This window comes from Stenotrophomonas sp. PUT21 (assembly GCF_052232875.1).
Classification (GTDB): Bacteria; Pseudomonadota; Gammaproteobacteria; order Xanthomonadales; family Xanthomonadaceae; genus Stenotrophomonas; species Stenotrophomonas maltophilia_N.
Map to the genome: position 1 here is coordinate 1978161 of NZ_CP197645.1, position 12879 is coordinate 1991039.

Sequence of the window (12879 nt, forward strand, 5' to 3'; positions counted from 1 at the left end):
CCGCGAGCGCAATGGAACCAGACTAGGGTATGCCGCGTCGGGCATGCGTCAACCGGCCCGCCATCGCGCCGTCACTGCTTCGCACCAGTGGCCCCTGGGCCACCACCATTCGTCCCTTCACCCCGGCATCCAGCCCCAGCCCAATGCCCACTGGCCTTCGCGGGATCACACTGATTGGCATCACGCACAGCGCCCAGCGCAGGAACGACTTCCATGAAACGACGCGATTGCCTCAAGGCCGGGCTGACCCTGCCGCTGCTGCCGATGCTGCTCAAGGCCGGGCCCGCCTTCGCGGCGACCGGCGCAAGGGTGCGGCCGGGGAGCGCGGCGTGGCCGGCGGCGGCCGAGTGGGATCGGCTGTCGCGTGCAGTGGGCGGCCGGCTGTCGGTCCCGCAGTCGCCGTTCCTGGCTGACCCTGCCACCCGCGCGGCCGCCCTGGAACAGTTGCAGAACCCCTTCTTCCTCGGTGACCAGCCCGCGCTGACCCAGACCAGTGGCTACTTCGGTGCGTGGCGCTCCTTACCCAGTGCCAAGGTGGTCTCGGCCGCGAACAGCGCCGATGTCGCCGCCGCGGTGAACTTCGCCCGTACCCACCGGCTGCGGCTGGTGGTCAAAGGCGGTGGGCACAGCTACCACGGCACGTCCTGCGCACCGGATTCGCTGCTGGTCTGGACCCGCGCGATGAACCAGGTCGAGCTGCACGATGCGTTCGTCGCCCACAACGCCCGCCCGGGCACGGCGCCGCAGCCGGCGGTCAGCGTTGGCGCCGGGGCCATGTGGATCGATGCCTATGACGCGGTCACCACCCGTGGCGGCCGCTATGTCCAGGGCGGTGGCTGCACCTCCGTGGGCGTGACCGGGCTGGTCACCGGTGGTGGCTTCGGCAGCTTCTCCAAGGCCCATGGCACCGCTGCCGCCAGCCTGCTCGAAGCGGAGATCGTCACCGCCGACGGGCAGATCCGCATCGTCAACGCCGACAACGACCCGGAGCTGTTCTGGGCCTTGAAGGGCGGCTGCGCGGCGAGCTTCGGCATCGTGACCCGGATGACGCTGCGCACCCACGCCCTGCCCGACACCTTCGGCGGCGTCTCCTGCCAGATCCAGGCCAGCGACGACGCCAGCTGGCAGGCCCTGGCGGCGGAGATGCTGCGCTTCTACCGCGACACGCTGTGCAACGCGCACTGGGGCGAGCAGTTCACCTTCACCGACACGCGCCGGCTCTCGGTCTCGATGGTGTTCCAGGGGCTGTCGCGCGATGCGGCCGAAGCCACCTGGTCGCCGTTCCTGGCATGGGTGCGTGCACGGCCGGCCTACACGATCACCGCCCCCCTGCAGGCCCTGGCGATGCCGGCCCGCGATTTCTGGGATGCCGATTTCTTCCGGCAACATGCTCCCGGGTTCATTGCCGAGGACACCCGCGCGGGTGCCTCGCCGCGGCACATGCTGTGGAAGGGCGATCAGGGCCAGGTCGGCTGGTTCCTGCACGGCTACGCCTCGGCCTGGCTGCCGTCGGGCTTGCTGGATGATGCGCGGCGGGAGCAGGCGGCGGCCGCGATCTGTGCCGCAGCCGAGCACATGGATGTCGGCCTGCACTGCAACAAGGGCCTGTTCGGCGCCCCGGCCGCCGCGCTGGCGGCCAGCCGAGACACCGCCACCCATCCTGCAGTGCTGGATGCCTTCGCGCTGGCCATCATCGGCAATGCCGGCGGACCGGTCTTCCCGGGCCTGGGCCTGAACGTGGACGAGCCCCGTGCACGCCGGGGTGCGTTGAACGTGGCACGCGCCTACCAGGCACTGAGCGCGGTGGCCCCGTCCGCACCGGCCTACGTTTCCGAGAACGACTACTTCCAGAAAGACTGGCAGCAGGCGTTCTGGGGGCCGAACTACCCTCGCCTGCAGGCCGCCAAGCGCCGTTACGATCCGCAGGGGCTGTTCGTCATCCACCACGGGGTGGGCAGCGAAGACTGGAGCGCGGACGGCTTCGAGCGCGTCCGCGGCTAGGCCAGCACGTGACGCAAGGCCTGCTGCGCGCGCTGGTTCTCCGCCGGCGTGCCGATGGTGATCCGCACCCAGGTGTCATACGGTGCGAACACCCGCGCGATGCGGACGCCCTGCTGCAGCAACCCGGCTGCGACCGCTGCGTGCGGGCGCCCGGTGTCGACGAACACGAAATTGCCGGCCGCCTCGGTTGAACGCAGGCCCAGCCCGGTCAGCACCTGCTGCCAGCGCTGCCGCTCCAGCGCAACGCTGCGCCGGACCTGGGCCACGTGGGCGGTATCAGCCAGCGACGCCGCTGCCGCGGCGAGTGAGAGCTGGTTCTGCGCGTGCGCGCCACCGACCCCGCGCTGGTGCAGGGCCGTGGCCAACGCCGTCGGCGCCAGCGCATAGCCGACCTGCAGCCCGGCCAGCGCGTGGATCTTGCCCAGCGTGCGGAACACCACCACGTTCTGGCCCTGCCGCAGCAGGCGCACCGCGCTCAACGCGGCGGCATCCTCACGGTAGTCCAGGTAGGCCTCATCGACGATCACCAGCGTGCGCGCCTGCGCGGCGGTCACGAAACGATCGAAGTCCGCGCCCGGGCTGAGCGTGCCGGAGGGGTTGTGCGGATTGACCACGAACAGCGCGCGGGTGTCCGGCGCGATCGCGGCCAGCAATGCGGGCAGATCATTCTCCAGCCGCGCGCTCAGCGGCACTTCCACCGCCCGCCCGCCAAAGGGCCTGGCCGCATCCACCAGGGCGCCATAACCGGGCACCGAGTAGATGAACCCACCGGCGCCTTGGCTCAGCGCCAGGTGCTGGCCGAGGGCTTCCAGCACTTCACCGACGATGACCTGCTCCGGCGCGACCCCTTCCAGCGTGGCGATCTGCACCTGCAGGGCCTGCAGCTGGGCAGCGCTCACGTAGCGCGGCGCTTCCACCAGCGCACGCTGCACCGCCGGCCCCACCCGCGGCGAGGGACCGTAACTGCTTTCGTTGAGGTCCAGCCGCAGCAGATCGGGAGCGGTGTCGGCGGCAGCGGACGGTGCGGCTGCAGCGGCCGATCCGGCGACCGGTGCCAGCGCGGCGACCGCCGCACTGGTCAGGCCGGCACGCAGCCAGTGGCGGCGCTGCGGGTCGGCAGGCAGCGTGCCTGCCATCGTGGAATGGGTCATTGGAAACGGGCCTCCAGGCGTGCGTAGTAGTACGTACCGCTCCAGCCGAACGGCGACAGCTCGCTGTACGGGAACACGCCAAAGGTATCCGCACCGGAGACCTGCGGGGTGGTGGCGATGTTGCGGGTGGGATAGGTATTGAACAGATTGTTCGCGCCCACCACCAGGGTGACGGTGTCGGTGGCGCGGAAAGCGATGTCCAGATCGGTGACCCAGCGCGCCTCCAGCTTCTGGATCACATCGAAGTTGCCGGCCGTGCCGGCTTCGGTTGGCAGCGTGCGGAAACGGGTCGAGCCCTGCGCGAAGGCGGCGACGTTGGCCGCGCTCTGGTTGGTCGCCGCCACGCCTTCGATCTCGCCGTACCGGTGCGTGCCCAGGTGCAGGCCCCAGCGGCCGACGTCCCAGCCCAGCGCAACGGTCAGGTTGTCGCGCGGCTGGCCCTTCTCCACGCGGGTGCGCTCGGTGACATCGAACAGGGGCGTGCGCACGCCGAGTGCGGTGAGCTGGGCCGGGGTCGAGGCGACGTGGGTCAGCTCGGTCTTGTTGCGGTTGTAGGCGACCGTCGCGCTCAGCCGGCCATGGTCGGCCAGGTCCCACAGGTAGCGCGCCGATGCATCCACGCCGGTGGTGCGGGTGTCTGCGGCATTGCTGAAGTAGCGCACGCTGGTCACCCCCGGTGAACCCAGCGCCGCCAGATAATCGCGGATCGCGGTGGAACCGGCCGCATCGACGAAGTTGCTGGAGAGGAAGATGCGGTCATCGATGTCGATCCGGTACACATCCAGCGAGGCACTCAGCCCGCCGATGCCCCAGGTAAGGCCGGCGGTGAGATTGGTGGCCTGCTCCGGCTCCAGCGACCGCGCGCCCAGCGCGCGCGCCTCCACCGTATCCACCGGTGCGGTGCGCACCAGCACGTACTCCGGCACACCGGTCACCGCGTTGTTGAGGGTGCGGCTGCTGGTGGAACTGAAGTACTGCTGGGCCAGTGCGGGGGCATGGAAGCCGCTGCTGACCGAGGCGCGCAGCGCGACCCCGCCATCGAGCTGGTAACGCAGCGCGAGCTTGCCGTTGGTGGTACTGCCGAAATCGCTGTAATCCTCCCAGCGCCCGGCCAGCGACACCAGGAAACGGTCGGTGACATCGGTCTCGGCCTCGGCATAGGCCGAGACGTTATGCCGATGGTGGTTGCCCGCGTCGGCCGGCTGGATGCCGGCAAAGCCCTGCGAGCCGATGGTCGGCACGCTGCCGGCCGAAGGGCCGTCGAGCACGCGTGCCGGGCCCCACACATACGAGTTGAGTTCACCCGGCGAAATGCCATAGGTATCGCGGCGGAACTCCGCGCCCACCGCCAGGCGCAGCGGCGCATGCCAGCCCAGCTCGACGCTGTTGTTGGCATCCAGATTGGTGGTCCACTGCGAGGCCTCCAGCGCACCGTTGTAGAACGCGGTCGGGCTGTCGGCGCCCAGGGTAGCGTTGAGGGTATTGCGGGTGCGATAGACCAGCTTGTTGCGGCCGTAGACGCTGCTCAGGTCCCAGTGCCAGTCACCGAGCAGGCCTTTGAGGCCTGCACCGAGCGAGGCGTTCGTGCTCTGCGTATCCACCCACGGCAGGAACCCGTCCGGGTAGATCGCACGCACGTTCTCGACCTGGCCGGCGCGGCGCAGCGAGGCGTTGGAGCTGCCCTCGCTCACCCCGTAGCCACCGAACGCGTATGCCTCCAGTCCCTCGGCCCAGGCCAGCGGCTTGCGCAGGTTGCCGAACACGGTTTTCTCCACGGTGTCGGCCGAGTCGGCGAAGCGCCACAGCGCATCGCGGTCGATGCTGGCCTCACGTGGATCGGCGACCGCACCTGCCGCCGCACCGCCGATCGGGGCCAGGCCGGTACCGGAGCCGAAGGTGCCCGAGGGGGACACCGGCGCACCGTTGCGACCGATCCCGAAGTACTGCTGGCGCGTATCGGGCAGCGCGCGGTTGGCCGCCTTGCGGTCGCGATAGTCCCAGGTCAGGTGCAGGCCACCGCCGTCGGCAAAGGCCACGCCGGTATCCAGCGCGACGGCCGTCGTACCGCCGCCGCCATCGCGGGTGGTGCCGCGGCTGACGCGCCCTTCGAACCCGGCATCCTCGCGCAGCACGATGTTGATCACCCCGGCGATCGCGTCCGAACCGTACTGGGCGGACGCGCCATCGCGCAGCACCTCGACCCGCTCGATCGCGCTAACCGGGATGGCATTCAGATCGGTGGAGACCGCGCCCTTGCCGACCGTACCGCCGGTGTTGACCCAGGCGCTGGCATGCCGGCGCTTGCCGTTGACCAGCACCAGGGTCTGATCCGGCGACAGCCCGCGCAGCGTCGCCGAGCGGATGTGGGTGTTGCCGTCCGGCGTGGTCGGATGCGGGAAATTGAACGAGGGCAGCAGCGACTGCAGGATCTGGCTGATGTCGGTGTAGCCGCTGCTGCGGATGTCCTGGGCACCGAGCACATCGATCGGGACCGGCGATTCCAGCACGGTGCGTGCCTGTGTGCGGTTGCCGAGCACGGTGAGCTGGTCAAGCTGGGTGACCGCCGGCGCGGTGACGGACGATTGCGCGTGGACAGGCAGGGTGGTGAGCAGGCTGGCAAGCACGGCGACGGACAGACGGCGACGTCGCAGCACGGTGGCGCGAGGATTCATGGCAACTTCCGCAAAGGTCGGGCGAAGCCCGCAAGAGACGATGGAGCGCAGCGCAGGCGATACGTCAGCGGCGACATCGCCGTGGCAGATGAAAGGCAGGCAAGACAGGTTCCCCCAGGTGACCTGCGGCACATGTTGCAAACTTGTTGCGGAGCGTCAATCCGTCCCGACGTGCCCGCCCTGACCCGCCCGGACGCATTGCGCGGCGCCAGTGGTCAAGTCACTGATTTCATTCGATGGCGGCAACGGCGCAGCGACGAACGCCCTTACCCGTGGGCATATCCAGATAGCCAACGGTGTTCGCCATGCGGCGTCGAACGACCGCCCGAGAGCGGCACGTGCGCGGAGGTGACGATCCGCAGGTGCAGCCGCACACGCACAGGCGTAGCCTGCGCGCAGCCTGCCCGCCAACGGAGATCGCCCTGTGTTTCCGATCACGCCCGCCCGCCTTGTCCCTGCCCTGCTTGCGCTCACCATTGCCGGCGCGGCGTCCCTGCCTCTCCCCGAGGCGCGTGCACAGACGCCTGCGCCCTCAAGCGCCGCTGCCCCCACCTCGTTCAACGCACTGCTCGATGCGCAGACGATGGCCGCGATCAACGCCGATCCCGAACTGCGCACCATGCTGGGCATCAGCGGCGACGCAGCGGGTGATCTGTCCGACCAGTTGACCGACGTCTCGCTGGCAAGGCGCGAGGTCAACCGTCGCGCGATGGCCGACAACCTCGCCCAGATCAAGGCCTGGAACGGTGCGCCCCTGGATCCGCAGCAGCGTCTCAGTGACGGCCTGGCGCGCTGGTTCTATCAGGCCCAGATCGATCTGATGGCGGTGCCCTGGGCCGCGGCGTGGTTGCCGGTCGGCGGCAGCACCTATGCGGTGGATCAGCTGTTCAGCCTGCCGGTCAACCTGCCGCAGTTCATGGACAACCAGCATGCGGTGACCGACCAGACCAGTGCCCGCCATTACATTGCGCGGTTGCGCGCCATGGGCCCCAAGCTGGACCAGGTCCGCGCCAACATGGCCATGCAGGCCAGCCAGGGCGTGGTGCCGCCGGAGGTGGCACTGGAGGGGGCGGCCAACCAGTTCCGCGCGCTGCTCACGCCTGCCCCGGAAAACAGCCTGTGGGTGCAGTCACTGCAGCGCAAACTGGACAAGGTGCCCGCCATCGCCGCGCCGCGCCGGGCCGAGCTGATCGCCGAGGCGACCGCCGCCGTGCGCGAGGCCGTCAATCCTGGGTATCAGCGCCTGCTCGAGGATGTGCAGGCCACGCTGGCCACCCACCCCGGCAACAAGGGCGTGTGGGCGCTGCCCGAGGGCAAGGCGTACTACGACGCGGCACTGCGCTGGTACACCAGCACCGATCTGGATGCCGATACGATCCACCAGATCGGCCTGCGTGAAGTCGCGCGTCTGGACACGGCCATGGATGCCCGCCTGAAACAGCTTGGTCTGCGCGACGGCACGGTTGCCGCGCGAATCGAGACCCTGCGCAAGGATCCGCGCTACCTGTATCCGGACAGCGAGGCCGGGCGCCAGGCACTGCTCGGCGACATTCAACAGCGGCTGAGCGACCTGGGCCCGATCCTGCCGACCTACTTCGGCCACCTGCCAACGCAGCCACTGGTGGTGCAGCCGGTGCCCGTGCACATGCAGACGACCTCGCCCGGCGGTTACTACTATCCGCCGGCGATGGATGGCTCACGGCCCGGCACGTTCTTCATCAACCTGGGCGACATCACCTCCAACACGCGCTGGAGCATTCCTACCCTCACCTATCACGAGGGCTCGCCCGGCCATCACTTTCAGATCTCGATCGGCCAGACCCTGACCGATCTGCCGATGCTGCGCCGCAGCCTCAACCCGAGCGCGTTCAGCGAGGGCTGGGCGCTGTATGCCGAACAGTTGATGGCCGAGGCCGGTGTTTACCGCGATGACCCGGCCGGCGATCTGGGCCGGCTGCAGGCCGAAATGTTCCGCTCGGTACGGTTGGTGGTCGATACCGGCCTGCATCGCAAACAGTGGACACCCGAACAGGCAATGGCCTACATGCAGGCCAAGACCGGAATGACGCCGGGCGACGTCCGCATCGAGGTGTATCGCTATCTGGTGCAGCCCGGCCAGGCCTCGTCCTACAAGATGGGCCAGCTGCGCCTGCTGGAGCTGCGCGAGCACGCCCGCAGGCAACTCGGCGACCGCTTCGACATCCGGGCCTTCCATGATCTGATCCTGGGCAATGGGGCGATGCCGATGACGGTGGTCAGCCAGGCGGTCGAGGACTGGATCGCCGCCGGCGGCCCACCCTCCCCCCACGGCCCCTGAGCGCACCGCGCAGGCGCCGGTGTGCGGCCGGTGCCTGCGTATAAATACCTAGCGGCGTACCGTGTAACTCCGGTTGTCCGCTGCGTGGGCGGTGCGCAGAGTGTCAACAGGGTCGGCCGGTCGCGCGGCCGACCGACGACACTCTGGAGACCGTCATGCCGCGCACCCCTTCGCGCCTGCTGTTGGCGCTGGTCCTGGCCGGACCGCTGCTGTTGTCACCCCCGCCGCTAGTTGCGCAGACCGCTGCCGCGACGATCGATGCCGAGGCGATCCAGGCGCTCACCCGCATGGGCACCGCCCTTCGCGCACTGCCGCACTTCTCGTTGAGCGCCACGACCAGCACCGAATACGTGCTCGACGACGGCCAGAAGATCGCGCTGCCTGGCACCGTCACGTATCGCGTGCTCGGGCCGGACCACTTCTTCGCGGAAATCCAGAGCGACCAGCAGCACCGCCAGCTGTTCTATGACGGCAAGGCGCTGACCATCTACTCCCCGCGCCTGAAGTACTACGCCACGTTGGATGGATTGAACAAGAGCAGCCAGGCGCTGCTGTCCGAATCGGCCACCACCTATGGCATCGAACTGCCGCTGGCCGACCTGTTCCTGTGGGGCACGCCGGCGTTCCCGACCGATCAGTTCCAGTCGGCACTGCTGGTCGGCAGTGCCCGCATCGGCGGTGAGGCCACGCACCATTACGCCTTCCGGCAGCCCGGCGTGGATTGGCAGGTCTGGATCTCCGACGCCACCCATCTGCCGCGGCAACTGGCCATCACCAGCCACAGCGATCCGGCCCTGCCCACCTACCAGGCCACGTTGAACTGGGACACGCGGCGCGCGGTGACCGCAAAGGAACTGGCCTTCGACCCCAAGGGGGCCGCCAAGATCGTGTTCGTTCCGGTCGCGCTGGCCGCGCAGACCGCGACCGACGGGGAGAACTGAGCATGGACCGTTCCACCACGCTTCGCGCCGCACTGGCGCCCGCCTTGATCACCCTGCTGCTGGGCAGCGCGTTGCTACCGGCCGACGCCCAGGCACGGCCGGGCCTGCGCGGCTTTGCCCATCCCTCGATCGCGCATGCCGGCGGTTTTGGCGGCGGAGGCTTCGCGCACGGCGGGGGTGGCTTCGCGCCGCATCCGCCCGGGCCGGGCCCTGCGCCACATCCCGGTCCGGGCCCACGCCCGGAGCCGGGTCCGCATCCTGGTCCAGGTCCCGGTCCCCACCCTGCTCCGGGGCCGGGACCCGGGCCGGGACCCCATCCGCCAGGACCGGGCCCAGGTCCGCATCCGCCCGGTCCAGGCCCAGGTCCAGGCCCAGGTCCGCATCCGCCGGGGCCGGGGCCATACCCGCCGCCGCCCCCGCCGCCGCCGTACTGGGACCATCCGTTCTGGGACGCCGCGGCATTCACCGCCGGCGTCGCGGTCACCTCGGCGGTGATCGGTTCGGTGGTGTACTCGCTGCCGGTGGACTGCAGCACCGTCGTCGTCAACGGCCTGGGCTACCAGCGCTGCGACAATGCCTGGTACCAGCCACGCTACTCGGGCACCACCGTGCAGTACGTGGTCGTGGATGCACCGCAATGAGCCGGCGCCGCCCGCTGCTGTCCCGGTTGGCGCTGCTCGTCGGCATCGCCTGCGCGGCGCCGCTGGCCGCGCAGGAGGCGCCGGCCGGCTCGGCGTCCTCCGATGACATCGCCCGCAAGCTCGCCGACCCCGGCGCGGCACTGATCTCGGTGCCGTTCCAGTACAACTACCAGGGCTCGGTCGGGCCGGGGGGCGACGTCCACAATCAGCAGTTGAAGATCCAGCCGGTGATTCCTTTCGTCCGCGAGAACGGCAAGTTCATCCTGCGCCCGATCCTGCCGCTGAGCTGGAATCAATTCCCGGAAGACAAGCACGGGACGGGCGATCTGTTCGTGCAGGGCTATTACATCCCCAAGACCGCCTCCGAGGCGCATGGCACCGAGGTCGGTTTCGGCTTTGCCGCGCTGCTCGATACCGCCTCGCACGACAGCCTGGGCACGGGCAAATACTCACTCGGCCCGGCCTTCATCCTGGTGCACAAAACACAGAAGTGGACCGTGGGCGCATTGGCCAACCACGTCTGGTCGGTGGGCGGCGACAGCGACCGCGAGGATGTCAGCAGCACCAGCGTACAGCCCTTCCTCACCCGCAACCTGCCCCAGGGCTGGTCGCTGAGCTTCACCTCCGAGACCAACTACAACTGGAAAGCCGACAGTGGCGATGCCTGGACGGTGCCGCTGGGGGCGACCGTCTCCAAGGTGCTGCGGCTGGGCCACACGCCGGTGAGCATCGGCGTCGGCGGTTTCTACAACGTCGATCGCCCGCAGTACGCCAGCCGCTGGACTGCCCGGATGATGGTGACCCTGGTCTTCCCCGAATGATCGCGACGCGCGCCATCCGGTGCGTGCACTGAAGAGGACATGATCATGCGACTGCTGCGCACCGCCACCGCCCTGGCGATCGCCGGTGCGATCCTCGCCCTGCTGGCGGCCTGCCGGCCGACGCCATCGCTCCAGGCCACGACCGCACCAGGCGAGCCGCCCGCGGACGCCGCCGAGACGCGCGCGATCGCACGCGATGCCTATGTCTACGGCGTCCCGATGCTGGGCGAGTACCAGACGATGCACACCTTCAGCATCGACACTGCCAACCCGCAGTACAAGGGGCCCTTCAACACCATCCTCAACATCGCCCGGGTGTTCACCCCGGCCGACACCGCCTTCGTGACGCCCAACTCGGACACCCCCTACTCGTTCGCCGGGCTGGACCTGCGCGCCGAACCGGTGGTGATCACCGTGCCGAAGATGGAACCGGAGCGCTACTTCGTGTTCCAGCTGATGGATCTGTACACCTACAACTTCGCCTACATCGGCAGCCGCACCACCGGCAACGACGGTGGGCAGTATCTGATCGCCGGCCCGGACTGGCAGGGCGCCGTTCCCGATGGCATCACCCAGGTGATCCGCTCGGAAACCCAGCTGGTCAGCCTGGTCGGGCGCACGCAGCTGTTCAACCCCGCCGACCTGGACAACGTCAAACGAATCCAGGCCGGGTACAGGGTCCAGCCGTTGTCGGCCTACCGCGGCACACCCGCGCCGCCGGCACCCGCCGCGGTGGACTGGCCCGCGCCGCTGTCGGCCAGCGAAGCACGCACCTCACCGGCCTTCTTCGGCCAACTCGCCTTCCTGCTGCAGTTCGCGCCGCCGCACCCCAGTGAAGTGGACCTGCGCGCACGCTTTGCCCGGATCGGCATCGTGCCGGGACAGCCGCTGGACCTGGCGACGCTGCCGCCGCCGACGCTGCAGGCGCTGAAAGACGGAATGGCCGACGGGCAGCACGCGATCGACGCACGCCGCAGCGCCCTGAGCGGGAAGATGGACACCCTGTTCGGCACCCGTGAGTTCCTCAAGAACGATTATGTCGCGCGTGCCACCGGCACGCAGATGGGCATCGGCGCCAACTCGCGCGATGAAGCGCTGTACCCCATCTACGAAAAGGATGCCGACGGCGCCCCGCTGGATGGCAGCAAGCACCGGTACGTGCTGCGGTTCGGCAAGGACGGCCTGCCGCCGGTGAACGCGTTCTGGTCGCTGACCATGTATGACCTGCCTGGCCAGCTGCTGGTGGCCAACCCGATCGACCGCTATCTGATCAATGCCGCGATGCTGCCGCAGCTCAAGAAAGACGTTGATGGTGGCGTCACGCTCTACCTGCAGCACGACTCGCCGGGGCCGGACAAACAGAGCAACTGGCTTCCGGCGCCCAACGGCCCGTTCATGGCCGCGATGCGCTACTACTGGCCCAAGCCTGCGCTGCTGCAGGGCCAGTGGACCTCGCCGCAGATCGAGCGGGTGCAGTGACCGCTGTTCCTTCCGGAGGTGCCGTGATGAAACCCTGCCTGCCTGTGTTGGCGCTGGCGCTGGCCAGCGTTCTCGTTGTCGGCTGCAGTACCCGTGCGCCCGCACGCAGTGATGCGCCGCCGTCAACGGAAAAGCGCGAGGCGCAGAACCAGGCGCGTACCGCCACCGCCGCTGTGTTGTCGCGGCTGTATGCAGCCCAGCCCGGCGCCCGCCAGGCGGTGGAACAGGCTGCGGGGTATGCGGTGTTCCGCAGCTTCGGGGTCAAGGTGCTGATCGCCGGCGGTGGCGGCGGGCATGGCGTGGCCATCGACAACCGCAGTGGACAGGAAACCTTCATGCGCATGGTGGAGATCCAGGCCGGCCTCGGATTTGGTGCCAAGACGTTCGATCTGGTCTGGGTCTTCAAGACACCCGAGGCGTACCAGGATTTCATCACCCGCGGCATCGAGATCGGTGGCCAGGCCACGTTGGCCGCCAAGGTCGACAAGGCCGGCGGCGGCCTGACCGGCGCCGTGCAGATCTCCGACGACGTCTGGGTGTACCAGATGACCGAAAGCGGCCTGGCCGCGGAACTGACGGTCAAAGGCACCCGCTACTACCCCGACAAGGCACTGAACTGAGCCGTCAGGCCAAGGAGCTTCCATGCACGGCCATCCGCTGGTCTGGATCGTCAGTCTGTTCGTGCTGCCGCTGGTGGCCGCGCTGGTGCTGAGCCTGTTCGTCCGCCACCGCGGCATCAGCGCCAATGCGGTGCTGGCCTGGTTCGTGATCGTGTGCTGGTGCGGCGCGCTCGGGGTGATCCTGTCGCAGGTGTGGTGATCACGCGCCGCGCACGGCGGTGCCACCCACCGGTCGG

General features: G+C 68.9%; 10 protein-coding genes. 8 read left to right on the top strand and 2 right to left on the bottom strand.

The annotated features are described in order from the left end of the window. Positions 1-213: 213 nt before the first annotated feature. A complete protein-coding gene (locus ACTT2I_RS09115; protein WP_421099873.1) occupies positions 214-2001 on the top strand; it encodes an FAD-dependent oxidoreductase in 1788 nt (595 codons plus the stop codon). Here ACTT2I_RS09115 and ACTT2I_RS09120 read toward each other — a convergent pair. Both ACTT2I_RS09120 and ACTT2I_RS09125 read right to left on the bottom strand, forming a co-directional pair. Then, positions 1998-3152, bottom strand: a complete 1155-nt coding sequence (locus ACTT2I_RS09120; protein WP_421099872.1) for a pyridoxal phosphate-dependent aminotransferase — start codon at positions 3150-3152, stop codon at positions 1998-2000. The genes ACTT2I_RS09115 and ACTT2I_RS09120 overlap by 4 nt on opposite strands. Beyond that, complete coding sequence (locus ACTT2I_RS09125; RefSeq protein WP_421099871.1) at positions 3149-5824, bottom strand: TonB-dependent receptor plug domain-containing protein; 2676 nt, start codon at positions 5822-5824, stop codon at positions 3149-3151. The genes ACTT2I_RS09120 and ACTT2I_RS09125 overlap by 4 nt, the downstream gene beginning before the upstream one ends. Positions 5825-6248: 424 nt before the next feature. Here ACTT2I_RS09125 and ACTT2I_RS09130 point away from each other — a divergent pair, with 424 nt between their 5' ends. From ACTT2I_RS09130 to ACTT2I_RS09160, 7 genes are all read left to right on the top strand, one after another. After that, on the top strand, positions 6249-8141 hold the full coding sequence (locus ACTT2I_RS09130; protein WP_421099870.1) for a DUF885 domain-containing protein: 1893 nt from the start codon (positions 6249-6251) through the stop codon (positions 8139-8141). A gap of 155 nt (positions 8142-8296) precedes the next feature. Next, positions 8297-9082 (top strand): DUF2092 domain-containing protein, encoded by a 786-nt coding sequence (locus ACTT2I_RS09135; protein ID WP_443096835.1) that lies wholly within the window; start codon positions 8297-8299, stop codon positions 9080-9082. Between the two features lie 491 nt (positions 9083-9573). Then, positions 9574-9723: a hypothetical protein gene (locus tag ACTT2I_RS09140; RefSeq protein ID WP_293979541.1), complete on the top strand. Its 150-nt coding sequence runs from the start codon at positions 9574-9576 to the stop codon at positions 9721-9723. Continuing rightward, positions 9720-10544 carry a hypothetical protein gene (locus ACTT2I_RS09145; RefSeq protein WP_421099868.1) on the top strand — a complete coding sequence of 275 codons (825 nt, stop codon included), beginning with the start codon at positions 9720-9722 and terminating at the stop codon, positions 10542-10544. Before ACTT2I_RS09140 ends, ACTT2I_RS09145 begins: the two co-directional genes overlap by 4 nt. 39 nt (positions 10545-10583) lie before the next feature. Next, positions 10584-12023, top strand: coding sequence for a DUF1254 domain-containing protein (locus tag ACTT2I_RS09150; protein ID WP_421099867.1), 1440 nt, complete (start codon positions 10584-10586; stop codon positions 12021-12023). A 26-nt stretch (positions 12024-12049) separates the two neighbouring features. Further along, positions 12050-12643, top strand: a complete 594-nt coding sequence (locus ACTT2I_RS09155) for a YSC84-related protein (RefSeq protein WP_088433316.1) — start codon at positions 12050-12052, stop codon at positions 12641-12643. A 22-nt stretch (positions 12644-12665) separates the two neighbouring features. Beyond that, positions 12666-12842 (top strand): hypothetical protein, encoded by a 177-nt coding sequence (locus tag ACTT2I_RS09160; protein WP_167390385.1) that lies wholly within the window; start codon positions 12666-12668, stop codon positions 12840-12842. The last annotated feature ends 37 nt before the right edge of the window (positions 12843-12879 follow it).